Annotated in this window: 17 protein-coding genes; 15 read left to right on the forward strand and 2 right to left on the reverse strand. The window is 42.2% G+C overall.

Annotated elements, in window-relative coordinates:
- Window positions 1-23 precede the first annotated feature (23 nt).
- The 15 genes from HT732_RS08580 to tig all read left to right on the forward strand — a co-directional run bounded on the left by HT732_RS08580 (window position 24) and on the right by tig (window position 16397).
- On the forward strand, window positions 24-1181 hold the full coding sequence (locus tag HT732_RS08580) for a class I SAM-dependent RNA methyltransferase (RefSeq protein ID WP_173254617.1): 1158 nt from the start codon (window positions 24-26) through the stop codon (window positions 1179-1181).
- Window positions 1182-1193: 12 nt separating this feature from the next.
- Window positions 1194-2600, forward strand: coding sequence for a mid-cell-anchored protein MapZ (mapZ, locus tag HT732_RS08585; RefSeq protein ID WP_173254619.1), 1407 nt, complete (start codon window positions 1194-1196; stop codon window positions 2598-2600).
- A gap of 75 nt (window positions 2601-2675) precedes the next feature.
- Window positions 2676-4100 (forward strand): NADP-dependent phosphogluconate dehydrogenase, encoded by a 1425-nt coding sequence (gndA, locus tag HT732_RS08590; RefSeq protein WP_000158778.1) that lies wholly within the window; start codon window positions 2676-2678, stop codon window positions 4098-4100.
- A gap of 11 nt (window positions 4101-4111) precedes the next feature.
- Window positions 4112-4801, forward strand: coding sequence for a response regulator transcription factor (locus HT732_RS08595; RefSeq protein ID WP_000518028.1), 690 nt, complete (start codon window positions 4112-4114; stop codon window positions 4799-4801).
- A gap of 98 nt (window positions 4802-4899) precedes the next feature.
- Window positions 4900-5865, forward strand: a complete 966-nt coding sequence (gene cbpF, locus HT732_RS08600) for a choline-binding protein CbpF (protein WP_173254621.1) — start codon at window positions 4900-4902, stop codon at window positions 5863-5865.
- Between the two features lie 123 nt (window positions 5866-5988).
- Window positions 5989-6867, forward strand: a complete 879-nt coding sequence (gene mvk / locus HT732_RS08605) for a mevalonate kinase (protein WP_173254623.1) — start codon at window positions 5989-5991, stop codon at window positions 6865-6867.
- Entirely contained in the window at window positions 6849-7802 is a 954-nt protein-coding gene (gene mvaD, locus HT732_RS08610) for a diphosphomevalonate decarboxylase (RefSeq protein ID WP_173254625.1), read from the forward strand. Before mvk ends, mvaD begins: the two co-directional genes overlap by 19 nt.
- Window positions 7789-8796: a phosphomevalonate kinase gene (locus HT732_RS08615; protein WP_173254627.1), complete on the forward strand. Its 1008-nt coding sequence runs from the start codon at window positions 7789-7791 to the stop codon at window positions 8794-8796. Before mvaD ends, HT732_RS08615 begins: the two co-directional genes overlap by 14 nt.
- Window positions 8780-9790 carry a type 2 isopentenyl-diphosphate Delta-isomerase gene (gene fni / locus HT732_RS08620; protein WP_173254629.1) on the forward strand — a complete coding sequence of 337 codons (1011 nt, stop codon included), beginning with the start codon at window positions 8780-8782 and terminating at the stop codon, window positions 9788-9790. Before HT732_RS08615 ends, fni begins: the two co-directional genes overlap by 17 nt.
- 76 nt (window positions 9791-9866) lie before the next feature.
- The gene (gene liaF / locus HT732_RS08625) at window positions 9867-10565 is read left to right on the forward strand and encodes a cell wall-active antibiotics response protein LiaF (RefSeq protein WP_001224652.1); all 699 of its coding nucleotides are present in this window, start codon (window positions 9867-9869) and stop codon (window positions 10563-10565) included.
- Window positions 10562-11557 carry a sensor histidine kinase gene (locus HT732_RS08630; protein WP_173254631.1) on the forward strand — a complete coding sequence of 332 codons (996 nt, stop codon included), beginning with the start codon at window positions 10562-10564 and terminating at the stop codon, window positions 11555-11557. The genes liaF and HT732_RS08630 overlap by 4 nt, the downstream gene beginning before the upstream one ends.
- Window positions 11558-11570: 13 nt before the next feature.
- Window positions 11571-12203, forward strand: coding sequence for a response regulator transcription factor (locus tag HT732_RS08635; RefSeq protein WP_173254633.1), 633 nt, complete (start codon window positions 11571-11573; stop codon window positions 12201-12203).
- A gap of 294 nt (window positions 12204-12497) precedes the next feature.
- The gene (locus HT732_RS08640) at window positions 12498-13619 is read left to right on the forward strand and encodes an N-acetylmuramoyl-L-alanine amidase family protein (protein WP_173254638.1); all 1122 of its coding nucleotides are present in this window, start codon (window positions 12498-12500) and stop codon (window positions 13617-13619) included.
- A gap of 87 nt (window positions 13620-13706) precedes the next feature.
- Window positions 13707-14891 (forward strand): N-acetylmuramoyl-L-alanine amidase family protein, encoded by a 1185-nt coding sequence (locus HT732_RS08645; protein ID WP_173254640.1) that lies wholly within the window; start codon window positions 13707-13709, stop codon window positions 14889-14891.
- 222 nt (window positions 14892-15113) lie between these two features.
- The gene (tig, locus tag HT732_RS08650; protein WP_173254642.1) at window positions 15114-16397 is read left to right on the forward strand and encodes a trigger factor; all 1284 of its coding nucleotides are present in this window, start codon (window positions 15114-15116) and stop codon (window positions 16395-16397) included.
- A gap of 47 nt (window positions 16398-16444) precedes the next feature.
- Here tig and HT732_RS08655 read toward each other — a convergent pair whose 3' ends face one another.
- Entirely contained in the window at window positions 16445-18811 is a 2367-nt protein-coding gene (locus tag HT732_RS08655; RefSeq protein WP_173254644.1) for an ATP-dependent RecD-like DNA helicase, read from the reverse strand.
- Between the two features lie 118 nt (window positions 18812-18929).
- The gene (gene lepB, locus HT732_RS08660) at window positions 18930-19544 is read right to left on the reverse strand and encodes a signal peptidase I (protein ID WP_001083986.1); all 615 of its coding nucleotides are present in this window, start codon (window positions 19542-19544) and stop codon (window positions 18930-18932) included.
- Window positions 19545-19546: the final 2 nt, after the last annotated feature.

Genomic DNA, 19546 nt, shown 5'->3' on the forward strand with positions numbered 1-19546 from the left:
GAAAGGTCTTGCAAGACTGTAACATGAAAAAAGAATTTAATTTAATTGCAACTGTAGCAGCAGGGCTTGAAGCTGTTGTAGGACGAGAAGTACGAGAGCTGGGCTACGATTGTCAGGTTGAAAACGGCCGTGTTCGTTTTCAAGGAGACGTGAGAGCTATTATCGAAACCAATCTTTGGCTTCGGGCAGCAGATCGTATCAAAATTATCGTAGGAACCTTCCCAGCTAAGACTTTTGAGGAACTGTTTCAGGGAGTTTTTGCTTTAGATTGGGAACATTATTTACCACTCGGAGCTCGGTTCCCGATTTCAAAAGCCAAATGTGTTAAGTCCAAACTTCATAATGAACCTAGTGTTCAGGCTATTTCTAAGAAAGCTGTTGTCAAGAAATTGCAGAAACACTATGCTCGCCCAGAAGGGGTTCCTTTGATGGAGAATGGCCCAGAGTTTAAGATTGAGGTCTCTATTCTCAAAGATGTGGCAACTGTCATGATTGATACGACAGGGTCTAGCCTCTTTAAACGTGGTTATCGTACCGAAAAGGGTGGCGCTCCTATCAAGGAAAACATGGCAGCAGCTATTTTACAACTTTCTAACTGGTATCCAGACAAGCCTTTGATTGATCCGACCTGTGGTTCAGGAACTTTCTGTATCGAAGCAGTTATGATTGCTCGAAAGATGGCACCAGGACTTCGTCGCTCCTTTGATTTTGAGGAATGGAATTGGGTCAGCGACCGCTTGATTCAAGAAGTGCGCACAGAGGCGGCTAAAAAAGTAGACCGTGAGCTGGAACTGGATATCATGGGCTGTGATATCGATGCGCGTATGGTGGAAATTGCTAAGGCCAATGCTCAGGCAGCTGGTGTTGCAGGAGACATTACTTTTAAGCAGATGCGCGTGCAGGATTTGCGTTCCGATAAAATCAATGGTGTGATTATTTCCAATCCGCCTTACGGGGAGCGTTTATCAGATGATGCAGGGGTGACCAAGCTCTATGCTGAAATGGGTCAAGTATTTGCACCACTGAAAACTTGGAGCAAATTTATCCTGACTAGTGATGAAGCCTTTGAAAGCAAGTATGGTAGTCAAGCAGATAAGAAGCGTAAGTTATACAACGGAACCTTGAAAGTGGATCTGTATCAATATTTTGGTCAGCGTGTCAAACGGCAAGAGGTAAAATAGAAAGGGATACTCATGAGTAAAAAAAGACGAAATCGTCATAAAAAAGAAGGTCAAGAACCGCAATTTGATTTTGATGAAGCAAAAGAGCTAACAGTTGGTCAAGCTATTCGTAAAAATGAAGAAGTGGAAGCAGGAGTCTTGCCTGAGGATTCCATTTTGGACAAGTATGTTAAGCAACACAGAGATGAAATTGAGGCGGATAAGTTTGCGACTCGTCAATACAAAAAAGAGGAGCTAGTTGAAACTCAGAGTCTGGATGATTTAATCCAAGAAGTGCGTGAGGCTGTAGAAGAGTCAGAAGCTTCTTCGGAGGAAGTTCCATCTTCTGAAGACATCTTACCACCCTTGCCTCTGGACGATGAGGAGCAAGACTTGGATCCTCTATTGCTAGAGGATGAAAATCCAACAGAAATGACTGAAGAAGTGGAAGAGGAGCAGAGTCTTTCTCGTCTGGAACAAGAAGACTCAGAAAAGAAAAGCAAAAAAGGCTTTGTTTTGACCGTTTTGGCGCTTGTATCAGTAGTTATCTGTGTCAGTGCTTATTATGTCTATCGTCAAGTGAATCGCTCGACCAAGGAAATTGAAACTTCTCAATCAACTACAGCCAATCAATCGGATGTGGATGATTTTAATACACTTTATGACGCCTTCTACACAGACAGCAATAAAACGGCTTTGAAAAATAGCCAGTTTGATAAACTAAGTCAACTCAAGACCTTACTTGATAAGCTGGAAGGTAGTCGTGAACATACGCTTGCCAAATCTAAATATGATAGTCTAGCAACGCAAATTAAGGCCATTCAAGATGTCAATGCACAATTTGAGAAACCAGCTATTGTGGATGGTGTTTTGGATACCAATGCCAAAGCCAAATCGGATGCTAAATTTACAGATATTAAAACTGGAAATACGGAGCTTGATAAAGTGCTAGATAAGGCTATCAGCCTTGGTAAGAGCCAGCAAACAAGTACTTCTAGCTCAAGTTCAAGTGAAACTAGTAGCTCAAGCTCTAGTCAAGCAAGCTCAAATACGACTAGTGAGACAAGCCCAAGTAGTTCAAATGCTGCCTCAAATGAAACTAGAAGTTCTCGCAGTGAAGTCAATATGGGTCTCTCGAGTGCAGGGGTTGCTGTTCAAAGAAGTGCTAGTCGTGTTGCCTATAATCAGTCTGCTATTGATGATAGTAACAACTCTGCCTGGGATTTTGCGGATGGTGTCTTGGAACAAATTCTAGCGACTTCACGTTCACGTGGCTATATCACTGGAGACCAATATATCCTTGAACGCGTCAATATCGTTAACGGCAATGGTTATTACAACCTCTACAAGCCAGATGGAACCTATCTCTTTACCCTTAACTGTAAGACAGGCTACTTTGTCGGAAATGGCGCTGGTCATGCGGATGACTTGGACTACTAAGCAGTCGTTACAAAATTCTTTCTTTTCAAAAGTAAAAATGATAAAATAAAACAAATCAAACAAGAGGAGTGTCAAATGACAAAAGCTAACTTTGGTGTCGTAGGTATGGCCGTAATGGGTCGTAACCTTGCCCTTAATATTGAATCTCGTGGTTACACAGTTGCTATTTACAACCGTAGTAAAGAAAAAACTGAAGATGTAATTGCTTGCCATCCTGAAAAGAACTTTGTACCAAGCTATGATGTTGAAAGTTTTGTAAACTCAATCGAAAAACCTCGCCGTATCATGCTCATGGTTCAAGCTGGACCTGGTACAGATGCTACAATTCAAGCCCTTCTTCCACACCTTGACAAGGGTGATATCTTGATCGACGGAGGAAACACTTTCTACAAAGATACAATCCGTCGTAATGAAGAATTGGCAAACTCAGGCATCAACTTTATCGGTACTGGGGTTTCTGGTGGTGAAAAAGGTGCCCTTGAAGGTCCTTCTATCATGCCTGGTGGACAAAAAGAAGCCTACGAATTGGTTGCGGATGTTCTTGAAGAAATCTCAGCTAAAGCACCAGAAGATGGCAAACCATGTGTGACTTACATCGGTCCTGATGGAGCTGGTCACTATGTGAAAATGGTTCACAACGGTATCGAGTATGGTGATATGCAATTGATCGCAGAAAGCTATGACTTGATGCAACACTTGCTAGGCCTTTCTGCAGAAGACATGGCTGAAATCTTTACTGAGTGGAACAAGGGTGAATTGGACAGCTACTTGATCGAAATCACAGCTGATATCTTGAGCCGCAAAGACGATGAAGGTCAAGATGGACCAATCGTAGACTACATCCTTGATGCTGCAGGTAACAAGGGAACTGGTAAATGGACTAGTCAATCATCACTTGACCTTGGTGTGCCATTGTCACTGATTACTGAGTCAGTATTTGCACGTTACATCTCTACTTACAAAGAAGAACGTGTGCATGCTAGCAAGGTTCTTCCAAAACCAGCTGCCTTCAAATTTGAAGGAGACAAGGCTGAGTTGATTGAAAAAATCCGTCAAGCCCTTTACTTCTCAAAAATCATTTCATATGCACAAGGTTTTGCGCAATTGCGTGTAGCTTCTAAAGAAAATAACTGGAACTTGCCATTTGCAGACATCGCATCTATCTGGCGTGATGGCTGTATCATCCGTTCTCGTTTCTTGCAAAAGATTACAGATGCTTACAACCGTGATGCAGACCTTGCTAACCTTCTTTTGGATGAGTACTTCTTGGATGTTACTGCTAAGTACCAACAAGCAGTGCGTGATATCGTAGCTCTTGCAGTTCAAGCTGGTGTGCCAGTACCAACCTTCTCAGCAGCTATTACTTACTTTGATAGCTACCGTTCAGCTGACCTTCCAGCTAACTTGATCCAAGCGCAACGTGACTACTTTGGTGCCCACACTTACCAACGTAAAGACAAAGAAGGAACATTCCACTACTCTTGGTATGACGAAAAATAAGTAGGTCTGCCATGGGGAAACGGATTTTATTACTTGAGAAAGAACGAAATCTAGCTCATTTTTTAAGTTTGGAACTCCAAAAAGAGCAATACCGAGTTGATCAGGTTGAGGAGGGGCAAAAAGCCCTCTCCATGGCTCTTCAGACAGACTATGACTTGATTTTATTGAATGCTCATCTGGGGGATATGACGGCCCAGGATTTTGCAGACAAGCTGAGTCGGACTAAGCCAGCCTCGGTCATCATGGTCTTGGACCATCGCGAAGAATTGCAAGATCAGATTGAAACAATCCAACGCTTTGCCGTTTCTTACATCTATAAGCCAGTTATTATTGAGAATCTGGTAGCTCGTATTTCAGCGATTTTCCGAGGTCGGGACTTCATCGATCAACACTGTAGTCAGATGAAGGTTCCAACGTCTTACCGCAATCTGCGTATGGATGTAGAACATCATACTGTTTATCGTGGCGAGGAGATGATTGCTCTGACGCGTCGTGAGTATGACCTTCTGGCTACTCTTATGGGAAGCAAGAAAGTCTTGACTCGTGAGCAGTTATTGGAAAGTGTCTGGAAGTATGAAAGTGCGACCGAAACCAATATCGTGGATGTCTATATCCGTTATCTACGTAGCAAGCTGGATGTAAAAGGTCAGAAAAGCTATATTAAAACCGTTCGTGGTGTCGGTTACACCATGCAAGAATAGAAAGCAGTTGCAGTTATGTAACTGCTTTTTTTGAGGAGTTTTTATATATTGACATGCAGTCGGGTATTTGCTACAATCAGTTATGGAGGATAGGTCTAATGAAAATAATAAAAAAATTGATGCAAATTGCATTAGCAGTTTTTTTCTTTAGCTTACTGGCAACAAGTGCAGTATTGGCGGATGATGCTGATTCAGAAGGTTGGAAATTTGTCCAAGAAAATGGTAGAACCTACTACAAGAAGGGGAATCTCAAAGAAACCTACTGGCGAGTGATTGATGGAAAATACTATTATTTTGATCCTTTATCCGGAGAGATGGTTGTCGGCTGGCAATATATACCTGCCCCACACAAAGGGGTTACGATTGGTCCTTCTCCAAGACAAGAGATTGCTTTTAGACCAGATTGGTTTTACTTTGGTCAAGATGGGGTACTACAAGAATTTGTTGGCAAGCAAGTGTTAGAAGCAAAAACTGCTACAAATACCAACAAACATCATGGGGAACAATATGATAGCCCAGCCGAAAAACGTGTTTATTATTTTACAGATCAGAATAGCTATCACACCTTAAAAACTGGTTGGGTTTATGATGATGGGGACTGGTATTATTTGCAGAAGGATGGTGGCTTTGATTCTCGCATCAACAGATTGCCTGTTGGGGAGATAGCACGTGGTTGGATCAAGGATTATCCTCTAACCTATGATGAAGAGAAGCTTAAAGCGGCTCCATGGTACTACCTAGATCCAGAAACTGGTATCATGCAAACTGGTTGGCAATATCTTGGTAACAAGTGGTACTATCTCCGTTCATCAGGAGCTATGGCAACTGGCTGGTATCAGGAAGGCTCAACTTGGTACTATTTAGATGCTGAAAATGGCGATATGAAAACAGGCTGGCAATATCTTGGCAACAAGTGGTACTATCTCCGTTCATCAGGAGCTATGGTAACTGGTTGGTTCCAGGTCGGTAGTAAATGGTACTACGCTTACAGCTCAGGTGCTTTGGCAGTGAATACGAACGTAGATGGTTATTCTGTCAATTATAATGGCGAATGGGTTCGATAATGAAAGAGGCGATTGTGAAGGAAACAATCGCTTTTTTTGTGAAAATATAATAAAATAGATGGGAGAGAAGCAATACTTGTATGAAAAAATAAGACGGTCTTTTTCGTCTAGTAAAAGGAAAACATGATAAAAAAAGTGGGTGTCGGTCAGGCACATAGTAAGATTATTTTAATAGGGGAGCATGCGGTTGTTTACGGTTATCCTGCCATTTCCCTGCCTCTTTTGGAAGTGGAGGTGACTTGTAAGGTAGTTCCTGCAGTGAGTCCTTGGCGTCTCTATGAGGAGGATACCTTGTCCATGGCAGTTTATGCTTCGCTTGAGTATTTGGATATCAAAGAAGCCTGCATTCGCTGTGAGATTGACTCGGCTATTCCTGAAAAACGGGGAATGGGTTCGTCAGCTGCTATTAGCATAGCGGCCATTCGTGCGGTATTTGACTACTATCAGGCAGAACTACCTCATGATGTACTAGAAATCTTGGTCAATCGGGCGGAGATGATTGCCCATATGAATCCAAGTGGTTTGGATGCTAAGACCTGTCTTAGTGACCAACCTATTCGCTTTATCAAGAATGTAGGATTTACAGAGCTTGAGATGGATTTATCTGCCTATTTGGTCATTGCAGATACGGGCGTTTATGGTCACACTCGTGAAGCCATCCAAGTGGTTCAAAATAAGGGCAAGGATGCCCTACCGTTTTTGCATGCCTTGGGAGAATTAACCCAGCAAGCAGAGGATGCGATTTCACGAAAAGATGCTGAAGGACTGGGACAAATCTTCAGTCAAGCGCATTTACATTTAAAAGAAATTGGTGTTAGTAGCCCTGAGGCCGACCATCTGGTAGAAACGGCTCTTAGCCATGGCGCTCTGGGTTCCAAGATGAGCGGTGGTGGACTAGGAGGCTGTATCATAGCCTTGGCAGACAATTTGACTCAAGCTCAAAAACTAGCAGAAAGATTAGAAGAGAAAGGAGCTGTTCAGACATGGATCGAGAGCCTGTAACAGTACGTTCTTACGCAAATATTGCCATTATCAAATATTGGGGAAAGAAAAAAGAAAAAGAGATGGTGCCTGCTACTAGCAGTATTTCTCTGACTTTGGAAAATATGTACACGGAGACGACTTTGTCATCTCTACCGACGGATGCGACAGCTGATGCCTTTTATATCAATGATCAGCTACAAAATGAGGCGGAGCATGCTAAGATGAGCAAGATTATTGACCGTTACCGTCCAGAAGGTGAGGGCTTTGTCCGTATTGATACTCAGAACAATATGCCTACGGCAGCGGGTCTGTCCTCAAGTTCTAGTGGTTTGTCTGCTTTGGTCAAGGCTTGTAATGCTTATTTTCAGCTTGGATTGACTCGGAGCCAGTTGGCACAGGAGGCTAAGTTTGCCTCAGGCTCTTCCTCTAGGAGTTTTTATGGACCACTAGGTGCCTGGGATAAGGATAGTGGGGAAATTTACCCTGTAGAGACAGACTTGAAGCTAGCTATGATGATGTTGGTGCTAGAGGATAAGAAAAAACCAATCTCCAGTCGTGACGGGATGAAACTCTGTGTGGAAACCTCGACGACCTTTGACGACTGGGTGCGTCAGTCTGAGCAGGATTATCAGGATATGCTGGTTTACCTCAAAGAGAATGACTTTTCCAAGGTTGGGGAGTTAACGGAGAAAAATGCTCTTGCTATGCACGCTACGACAAAAACAGCATCACCAGCCTTTTCTTATCTGACCGATGCAAGCTATGAAGCCATGGACTTTGTCCGCCAGCTTCGCGAGCAAGGCGAGGACTGTTACTTTACCATGGATGCCGGTCCCAATGTTAAGGTTCTCTGTCAGGAGAAAGACTTGGAGCATTTATCTGAAATCTTCAGTCAGCGTTATCGCTTGATTGTGTCAAAAACAAAGGATTTGAGCCAAGATGATTGCTGTTAAAACTTGCGGAAAGCTCTATTGGGCAGGTGAATATGCTATTTTAAATCCAGGACAGTTAGCCTTGATAAAGGCCATTCCCATCTATATGAGGGGAGAGATTGCTTTTTCTGATAGTTACCGTATCTATTCAGATATGTTTGATTTCGCAGTGGATTTGACACCCAATCCTGCCTACAGCTTGATTCAAGAAACGATTGCTTTAGTGGAAGATTTCCTCGTTTATCGTGGGCAAACCTTGCGACCTTTTTCTCTAGAAATTCGAGGAAAAATGGAACGAGAAGGGAAAAAGTTTGGTCTGGGTTCTAGTGGTAGCGTCGTTGTCTTGGTTGTCAAGTCCTTACTGGCTTTATATGATATTTCGGTTAATCAGGAGCTCTTGTTCAAGTTGGCTAGCGCTGTCTTGCTCAAGCGCGGAGACAATGGTTCCATGGGAGACCTTGCCTGTATTGTGGCAGAGGATTTAATCCTTTACCAGTCATTTGAACGCCAGAAGGTGGCTGCTTGGTTGGAAGAAGAAAACTTGACGACAGTTTTGGAGCGTGATTGGGGCTTTTCAATTTCGCAAGTGAAACCAACTTTAGAATGTGATTTCCTAGTGGGATGGACCAAGGAAGTAGCTGTGTCTAGTAACATGGTCCAGCAAATCAAGCAAAATATCAATCAGAGTTTTTTAAGTTCCTCAAAAGAAACGGTGGTTTCTTTGGTAGAAGCCTTGGAACAGGGGGAATCAGAAAAAATTATCGAGCAAGTAGAAGTAGCCAGCAAGCTCTTAGAAGGCTTGAGCACAGATATTTACACGTCTTCGCTCAGACAGTTGAAAGAAGCTAGTCAAGATTTGCAGGCTGTTGCCAAGAGTAGCGGTGCTGGTGGTGGTGATTGTGGTATTGCCTTGAGTTTTGATGAGCAATCAACTGAAACCCTAAAAAACCGTTGGGCCGATCTGGGGATTGAACTCTTATACCAAGAAAGGATAGGACATGACGACAAATCGTAAGGATGAGCACATCCGCTATGCCCTTGAGCAGAAAAGTTCCTATAATAGCTTTGATGAGGTGGAGTTGATTCATTCTTCCTTGCCTCTTTACGATCTGGATGAAATCAATCTGTCGACAGAGTTTGCTGGTCGAAAGTGGGATTTTCCTTTTTATATCAATGCCATGACAGGTGGGAGTGAAAAAGGTAAAGAAATCAATCAAAAGTTGGCTCAGGTGGCAGATGCCTGTGGGATTTTGTTTGTGACAGGTTCTTATAGCACAGCCCTCAAAGATCCAGCAGATGACTCTTTTTCTGTCAAGTATGATCATCCAAATCTCCTTCTTGGAACCAATATTGGATTGGACAAGCCTGTTGAACTTGGTTTGCAGACTGTGACGGAGATGAATCCTTTACTTTTACAAGTGCACGTCAATGTCATGCAGGAATTGCTCATGCCCGAGGGAGAAAGGAAGTTCAGAAGCTGGCAATCGCATCTGGCAGACTATAGTAAGCAAATCCCCGTTCCGATTGTCCTCAAGGAAGTGGGCTTTGGGATGGATGCCAAGACCATCGAGAGAGCCTATGAATTGGGCGTTCGAGCCTTTGACCTGTCAGGCCGTGGTGGCACCAGTTTTGCTTATATTGAAAATCGTCGCAGTGGTCAACGTGACTACCTCAATCAATGGGGTCAGTCTACTATGCAAGCCCTTCTCAATGCCCAAGACTGGAAAGACAAGGTTGAACTCTTGGTCAGTGGTGGCGTTCGGAATCCGCTGGATATGATTAAGTGCTTGGTCTTTGGTGCTAAGGCTGTAGGATTGTCACGAACCGTTCTGGAATTGGTTGAAACCTATTCAGTTGAAGAAGTGATCGGCATTGTCCAAGGCTGGAAAGACGATCTGCGTTTGATTATGTGTGCCCTTAATTGTGCCACCATAGCAGATCTGCAAAAAGTAGACTATCTTCTTTATGGAAAATTAAAAGAAGCAAAGGATCAGATGAAAAAGGCGTAACCACCGCCTTTTTTCCATCTTCAGACCGAGGTGACTTTTTTGAAGTGTGATAAAATAGAAAGCAGAGGATGAACCTATGAGAAAATTTAAAATCTTTTTATTTATCGAAGCCTGTCTTTTGACAGGAGCTCTGATTTTGATGGTATCAGAGCATTTTTCGCGTTTTCTGCTGATACTATTCCTCTTTTTACTTTTGATTCGCTATTACACTGGTAAAGAGGGCAATAATCTTCTTTTAGTAGTGGCAACCATTCTCTTCTTTTTCATCGTCATGCTCAATCCTTTTGTGATTCTAGCCATTTTTGTTGCAGTCATCTATAGCCTCTTTCTTCTTTATCCGATGATGAACCAGGAAAAAGAGCAGACCAATTTGGTTTTTGAAGAGGTGGTAACGGTTAAGAAGGAGAAAAATCGTTGGTTTGGAAATCTCCATCATTTTTCAAGCTACCAAACTTGCCAGTTTGATGATATCAATCTCTTTCGTCTCATGGGCAAGGACACCATTCATCTGGAGAGGGTCATCCTAACCAATCATGATAATGTTATTATTCTCAGAAAGATGGTAGGAACGACAAAAATTATTGTACCTGTAGATGTGGAAGTCAGTCTCAGCGTTAACTGTCTCTATGGTGATTTGACTTTTTTCAACCAGCCCAAGCGAGCCCTTCGCAATGAACACTATCATCAAGAAACAAGAGACTATCTTAAGAGTAACAAGAGTGTCAAGATTTTCTTGACCACTATGATTGGAGATGTTGAGGTGGTAAGAGGATGAAAAAACAAGCTTATATAATCATTGCTCTCACCTCCTTATTATTTGTCTTGTTTTTCTCCCACAGCTTGCTGGAAATCCTTGACTTTGACTGGTCTATCTTTCTGCACGATGTCGAAAAAACAGAAAAATTTGTCTTTTTGTTGTTGGTATTCAGCATGTCCATGACCTGTCTCCTAGCTCTGTTTTGGCGAGGTGTCGAAGAGCTTTCTCTAAGAAAAATGCAGGCCAATCTCAAGCGTTTGTTGGCAGGGCAAGAAGTGGTTCAGGTTGCAGATCCAGATTTGGATGCCAGTTTCAAGTCCTTGTCAGGTAAACTTAACCTTTTGACAGAAGCTCTTCAAAAAGCTGAAAATCACAGTCTTGCTCAGGAAGAGGAAATCATTGAGAAGGAACGGAAGCGGATTGCTCGGGATTTGCATGATACAGTCAGTCAGGAGTTGTTTGCGGCCCACATGATTTTATCAGGTGTCAGCCAGCAGACTTTGAAATTGGATAGAGAAAAGATGCAGACCCAGTTGCAGAGTGTCACAGCTATTTTAGAAACTGCCCAGAAGGATTTGCGGGTTTTGCTCTTGCATTTGCGACCAGTTGAACTGGAGCAGAAGAGCTTGATAGAAGGGATTCAGATTCTCTTAAAAGAGCTTGAGGACAAGAGTGATCTTAGGGTTAGTCTCAAGCAGAATATGACGAAATTGCCTAAGAAAATCGAGGAGCATATCTTCCGTATCCTGCAAGAGTTGATTAGCAATACCCTCCGCCATGCCCAGGCATCTTGCCTAGATGTCTACCTCTATCAGACAGATGTTGAATTGCAACTGAAGGTGGTGGACAATGGGATCGGTTTCCAGTTAGGGAGCTTAGACGACTTGAGTTATGGACTGCGAAATATCAAGGAGCGGGTTGAAGATATGGCAGGGACGGTTCAGTTATTAACAGCTCCCAAGCAAGGGCTGGCAGTTGATATCCGTATTCCCCTGTTAGATGAGGAATGATAAAGGAGTAAAGATGAAAATTTTACTGGTGGATGACCATGAAATGGTCCGATTGGGTTTGAAAAGCTACTTTGACCTCCAAGACGATGTAGAAGTTGTGGGTGAGGCGTCCAACGGGTCTCAAGGCATTGACTTGGCCTTGGAATTGCGTCCAGATGTCATTGTCATGGATATTGTCATGCCTGAAATGAATGGAATTGATGCGACCTTGGTTATCCTCAAAGAATGGCCTGAAGCCAAGATTTTGATTGTGACTTCTTACTTGGACAATGAAAAAATCATGCCCGTCTTAGATGCAGGTGCTCGTGGCTATATGCTCAAGACTTCTAGCGCAGATGAATTGCTCCATGCTGTCCGTAAGGTGGCTGCTGGCGAGTTGGCCATTGAGCAAGAGGTCAGCAAGAAGGTCGAATACCACCGCAATCACATAGAACTACATGAGGATCTGACTGCGCGTGAGCGAGATGTACTCCAACTCATTGCCAAGGGCTATGAAAATCAGCGTATCGCAGACGAACTTTTTATCTCTCTCAAGACGGTCAAGACGCACGTGTCTAACATTCTTGCCAAACTTGAGGTCAGTGATCGCACACAAGCTGCGGTCTATGCCTTTCAGCACCACTTGGTGGGGCATGAGGAGTTTTAATAGATATGTAAAAATAATATTGGAGAAGTGACTGAACCTAGTATCAAAGAAGCGAGTAAGTAGTTCTAGTACAGTAAAATATTTTTTTCACAATGTTTTTATGTTATTTGTTGACATTCATTTTATAGGGGAGTAGAATAGAGTTAGAAATAGATAAAATAATATAGTGTTTATAAAATAGTTTCCGAACAAGTTTAGCAAAAATAGGATTTGTATTTCATCTCTTTAAGAGTGCTATAAAAATATGGTTAAACTAACTCTATCTCTCAGTTTCAATTCGTGGAGGAAATGGCTATGAAAAAATCTAAATTACTTACTCTTGGTCTGCTTGCAGGTGCTGGTCTACTATTGTCTATCAACCAAGCACAGGCTGCAGATACTTGGGTTAAAAATGGTGCTGACTGGAATCTTTCTCAAGATGGCAGTCTAGCTAAGGATAAATGGGTACAAAATGCTGGCTCTTGGTATCACTTCGACGGTTCTGGTAAAATGCAGACAGGCTGGCTCAAAGATGGGGATACCTGGTATTCACTAGCAGATAGTGGTGCTATGCGTACAGGTTGGTACAAAGAAGGGGCTACATGGTATTACCTCAAAGGCAGTGGCGCTATGGCAACAGGATGGGCGACTGCAAATGGTCAATGGTCTTACTTTGAAAAATCAGGTGCTATGGTCGCAGACAGAGCTGTTCCAGCAAGCGATGGGGAAAGTTATGTCATTGGTAAGGATGGTTATATGTTGACCAAACTCCCTAGTCAGGTTGAACAATCTCAAGCGGATGATACAATTATCACAAATATTGTTACTTTGTCTGATGGGTATGATTATCATCTTATTTATAGAAAAGATGGGGTCGTTGTGGAAAAGAATGCCTGGTATATCAAACCAGAGTTTAAAAAGTTTTCTAATAAATATGGGGATTACGTTTCCAATACGATGTTGGCTTTAATAGATAATAAAGATCAAGGACAGGAAATTGATCCTAAAGCTGTTATAAAGAATTTCCAAAACTTACCGAACAGGTATTACTTTGGGGCAGATGGTCGTCGTGTAACAAATCTACCAGAAATGACCACCTATTCAGAGATTAAAAAAGTTGGCAATGATGTCTATTTAGAAAATCCGGGTGCACGACTTCGTCTTGGAGCTACCAACTTTACAATCAATAATAATAAACTATACTATTTAGAGGGTGCTAATGGCAAACTAAAAACAGGCTATCTCGCATTGATTGATGATAGACCAAGCTATCATCACTATCATATTCTTGTTTATGCAGACCAATCTGGTGAAATTCTTAAAATGAAACGATTGCCAACAGGAATTTCAGATTATCTTAATAAAGAAATTGACGGTTTCTACGGTCAAACTGTTAAAATTGATAGTAAGACAGGAAATGTTTCTGTTGTGAAATAAGACGTCTGACAGAGTAAAATAAAAAGCGAACAGCTTCGTTTTCTAGGAAATCATGTTCATTTCACTATAGAAAAGGAGGAACTGGCTATGAAAAAATCTAAACTACTTACACTTGGTTTACTTGCAGGTGCTGGTCTACTTTTGTCTATCAATCAAGCACAGGCTGCAGATACTTGGGTTAAAAATGGTTCTGACTGGAATCTTTCACAAGATGGCAGTCTTGCTAAAAATAAATGGGTACAAAATGCTGGCTCATGGTATCACTTCGACAGCACTGGTAAAATGCAGACAGGTTGGCTCAAAGACGGCAATACATGGTATTCACTAGCAGATAGTGGCGCCATGCGTACTGGCTGGTACAAGGAGGGCAACACTTGGTACTCACTAGCAGATAGTGGTGCCATGCGTACAGGTTGGTACAAAGAAGGAGCTACTTGGTACTATCTTCATTTTAGTGGTTCTATGATGACAGGTTGGGTGTTCATAGATGGTAATTGGTATTATTTTGAACAATCAGGTGCAATGGCCTCTGATAGAGTTGTAAATTCTAGTGATGGCACAGGCTATATTCTCAGCAAGGATGGCCATATGTTCACTTTACAAAATAGCCCTTATAAAAAGGATGACATTGTTCGTTTAGGCGATGGATATGAGTATCTGATTACAGCAAAATTTGACGGAAATAACTTTACTGATGTTATCGTGGATAAAAACACTTGGTACATCAAACCTGAGTTCAAGAAGTTTTCCGACAAATATGGGGATCAAGTTTCCAATACGATGTTGGCTTTAGTGGATAATAAAGATGAAGGACAAGAAATTGATCCTAAAGCTGTTATTCGTAATTTCCAAAATCTACCAGGTCGATATTACTTTGGAGCAGATGGTCGTAGAGCATTACCACTTCCAGAGATGACAACTAGATCAGAAATCAAAAAAGTTGGCAATGATCTTTATCTAGAAGACCCAGGTGTACGACTTAGACTTCCATCTACTGACTTCACCATCAATAACAACAAACTATACTATTTAGATAATGGACAAGGTAAGCTCAAAACAGGTTACTTTGTATTGATCGATGATGGTATGTCTACAACCCACTATCATTTCCTTGTATATGCAGACCAATCTGGAGAAGTTCTTAAGATGAAACGCTTGCCATCAGGATTTTCAGATTATTTTGACAAAGAAATCGATGGTTTCTATGGTCAAAAAATTAAGATTACACAGCCAAATAAGTATGAATATTACAAGGTTCTTGTGGTTAAATAATACAAAACGAATCGCCTAATGAGGGATGTGTGGGCGATTCGTTTTTTTACTGTAATCAGCCATTATTAAACATCTTTTATAAGATTATATTCGAAACCTAAAGAAAACCAAGAAGAAACCGTACCTCCCCCATCATTGAAAAGCGCATTCGTTACTTGAAAAAAGTCGCTCATTTATGTTATAATAGACTGTATTTAAAAAATTTTAAGGAGAAATGACAGAATGTCTGTATCATTTGAAAACAAAGAAACAAACCGTGGTGTCTTGACTTTCACTATCTCTCAAGACCAAATCAAACCAGAATTGGACCGTGTCTTCAACTCAGTGAAGAAATCTCTTAATGTTCCAGGTTTCCGTAAAGGTCACCTTCCACGTCCTATCTTCGACAAGAAATTTGGTGAAGAATCACTTTACCAAGACGTTATGAACGCTCTTTTGCCAAACGCTTATGAAGCAGCTGTAAAAGAAGCTGATCTTGAAGTGGTTGCTCAACCAAAAATTGACGTAACTTCAATGGAAAAAGGTCAAGACTGGGTTATCACTGCTGAAGTCGTTACAAAACCTGAAGTAAAATTGGGTGACTACAAAAACCTTGAAGTATCAGTTGATGTAGAAAAAGAAGTAACTGACGCTGATGTTGAAGAGCGTATCGAACGCGAACGCAACAACTTGGCTGAATTGGTTATCAAGGAAGCTGCTGCTGAAAACGGCGACACTGTTGTCATCGACTTCGTTGGTTCTATCGACGGTGTTGAATTTGATGGCGGAAAAGGTGAAAACTTCTCACTTGGACTTGGTTCAGGTCAATTCATCCCTGGTTTCGAAGACCAATTGGTGGGTCACTCAGCTGGTGAAACTGTTGATGTTATCGTAACATTCCCAGAAGACTACCAAGCAGAAGACCTTGCAGGTAAAGAAGCTAAATTCGTAACAACTATCCACGAAGTAAAAGCTAAAGAAGTTCCAGCTCTTGATGATGAACTTGCAAAAGACATCGACGAAGAAGTTGAAACACTTGCTGAATTGAAAGAAAAATACCGCAAAGAATTGGCTGAAGCTAAAGAAGAAGCTTACAAAGATGCAGTTGAAGGTGCAGCAATCGATAAAGCTGTAGAAAACGCTGAAATCGTAGAACTTCCAGAAGAAATGGTCCACGAAGAAGTTCACCGCTCAGTAAACGAATTCCTTGGAAACTTGCAACGTCAAGGTATCAACCCTGACATGTACTTCCAAATCACTGGAACTACTCAAGAAGACCTTCACAATCAATACCAAGCAGAAGCTGAGTCACGTACTAAGACTAACCTTGTTATTGAAGCAGTTGCCAAAGCTGAAGGATTTGATGCTTCAGAAGAAGAAATCCAAAAAGAAGTTGAGCAATTGGCTGCAGATTACAACATGGAAGTGGCACAAGTACAAAGCTTGCTTTCAGCTGATATGTTGAAACACGATATCACAATCAAAAAAGCTGTTGAATTGATCACAAGCACAGCAACAGTAAAATAATCTTAATAAGATAAAATCCCACCTGATTAGGTGGGTTTTCTTATGCACTATTTTCCAAAAATCTCTTTGAGGTCTGCGTCTGTAATCCCAATCATGGCCGGTATGCTGTCCCAGTTTTCTTCGGTTAGGATGTAGGATTGTTCAGAGGTACTTGATGTGGCTGTTTCAGAGACAGCTTGTTGCTTTTCTTCAACATTCTCCAATAAATCACTGAAGCGTTCAATCAGATAGGTTTTTCGAGCAGTTCCGATATGTTGGGTAGCATAATCAAAGGCCTGTAATTCGCCTAGTAAGATAAGCTTGCTTTTGGCGCGTGTAATGGCTGTATAGATGAGATTGCGCTCCAGCATACGCCTACTAGCACTAGTGATCGGTAGGATGACAACAGGGAACTCACTTCCCTGTGATTTATGGATGCTCATGGCATAGGCCAGGCGAATCTTGTACCATTCGTTACGTGGGTAAGAGACCTCGTTGCCATCAAAATCAATGACAATCTCGTCTTGTTTCGACTCGGTGTATTTACCAGGAATCAGGTCTGTGATGGCTCCTAAATCTCCATTAAAGACATTGATTTCAGCATCGTTGACCAAATGAATGACCTTGTCGCCCTTACGATAGTGGCACTGGGGAGCTTCAAAACTGAGTTGATTTTTTTGTGGTGGATTGAGCAGGTCTTGCATGAGCTGGTTGATGGCATCAATCCCTGCCGTCCCTCGGTACATGGGAGCCAGAACTTGGATATCACGGGCAGGAATACCACTTCTGAGGGCAGCGCCTAAGATCTTTTCAATGGTAGCAGGAATATGTCCGCTAGCAATTTCAAAGTAGGAACGGTCTGCTTTTTTCTGGGTAAAGTCAGCTGGCAAAATGCCCTGTCGAATCTGACTAGCTAGGGTGACGATGGTTGATTCTTCGCTTTGCCGGTAAATTTTTTCCAAGCGAGTCTGAGGAATCAAAGGAATATGAAGCAGATCCGCTAGAACCTGTCCAGGGCTGACAGACGGTAGCTGGTCGCTGTCACCCACGATGAGGATCTTACTGTTAGAAGAGATGTTTGAGAAGAGTTGATTGGCCAGCCAAGTATCCACCATGGAAAATTCATCTACGATGATAAAGTCAGCATCCAGATAATCTTCCAAATGACTGGTATCATCGTCGCCTGTCATTCCTAAATGTCGGTGTATGGTAGCGCTAGGCAAACCTGTCAATTCATTCATGCGCCGAGCGGCTCGTCCAGTTGGAGCAGCAAGAAGAATCGGCAGGTTGCTTTTTTTTCTGAGGTCAAGTCCTTCTAAAAGGGCATAGACAGCGATGATCCCATTGATAACAGTTGTCTTACCAGTACCAGGTCCACCTGTCAGGATAAAGACCTTATTCTGGATAGCATCACAGATAGCCTGTTTTTGAATGTTATCATATTCAATCTCCAGATCTTCTTCGACAGTAGCGATATGTTTTTGAATGGTTTCTAAATCATGACTCTTCTGTTTTCCTTTTTCAAGGATACGAACCAAGTGACTGCGGATGCCTTCCTCAGCGAAAAAGAGACTATTATCAAAGATTTTGGTATCAATCTGCTGAACCTTGTCTTCTTCGATGAGGTAGGAGAGCTCTTGGGCCACTTGGCTGGGGTCCAGTTCCACGGGGCGGGAAGACTCAAGGAGAGTAAGGGTTTGTTCTAGCAAATTCCGTGCTTCAACATAGGTGTCCCCTGTTTCCATACAGGCCTGAAAAAGACTGTGAACTAGACCAGCACGGAAGCGTTCAGGAGCCTGACTTTCGATGCCTAGTTCTTCCGCTAATTGGTCAGCAATAGTAAATCCCAATCCCTTGATATCCTCGACCAACTGGTAGGGATAATTTTCAACCACATCAAGGGTTTCTTCCTTGTAAAAGTCTTGAATCTGAAAGGCTAGTTTGTTGGGAATGCCGTAGTTGGCTAGTTTGGCCAAAACCATCTCCGTTCCGTAGTTGAGACGGAGAGTGGAGACGAAAGCCTCGCGATTTTTGGCAGATAGTCCTGCGATGCCTTCTAGCTTTTCCGGGTGTTGCAGAATTTCGTCAATGGTATTGTCGCCATAGGTGTCCACTATTTTCTGAGCTGTCTTGAGACCAATTCCTTTGAAATGGCTACTGGAGAAGTACTTAACTAGCCCCTTACTAGTTGGTTTTGCGCGTTCATAACGACTGATTTGCAGTTGTTCCCCATACTTGGAGTGCTGGACAATTTGTCCCCAAAAAGTATAGTCTTCTCCCTCAATCACATCAGCCATGGTGCCCGTGACAATGATTTCAAAATCATCAAAATCCTCTGCGTCCGTATCGTCGATTTCTAGGAGGAGGATGCGATAAAAATTGCTGGGATTTTCAAAAATAATCCGTTCAATGGTTCCTGAAAAATAAACTTCCATAAAATTCCTTTGCATGAATAGGTGAGAGTTGGGGGTGTTTTTATTATAGTCAATAAACGATCACTTCTCACGATAGAAGAAGAGGCTGAGATTGTTGATTCTCGGCCTCTTAGATCTCTTAAAATGTTCCGATACGGGTGATTGGCCAGAAGCGGAATTTAGCTTCCCCTGTGATATCTTTTGCTTTAAAGGTACCTACGTGGCGGCTGTCGCTCGAAACCAAGCGATCGTCTCCAAGGAGAAGGTATTCTCCTTCTGGAACTGTAAAGCTAAAGTTGGTATTGTAGTTGACATCGACTGTGAAGGCTTGAGCTTTTTGAGCGATACTTCTAAAGAAAGTTCCTTTATTTCCTTCAAAGCCCTTGCCTGAGTAGGTGCTTTGGAGTTTGTCATCCTTGAAACGTTTGATGTAGTCTGCTAGGTAAGGCTCATCTGTCTCTTTGTCATTGATGTAAAGTTTATCGTTTTCGTAACGGATAGTATCGCCAGGCATTCCAATCACGCGCTTGACAATGTCCTTATTGCCATCTTCCTCATGGGCAACCACGATATCAAAACGGTCAATAGGGAGGTGTTTGACAACAAAGAGGATTTCGCCATCCGCTAGGGTAGGATCCATGGAATGTCCTTCTACGCGGACATTACTCCAAAAAAAGATACGGCTTAAAGCTAGTAATGACAGAATCAGGAGAAACAATCCCCACTCTTTTAAGAAATTTTTAAATGAATTCATAA

This window comes from Streptococcus sp. 5346, from assembly GCF_013277455.1.
Lineage (GTDB): Bacteria > Bacillota > Bacilli > Lactobacillales > Streptococcaceae > Streptococcus.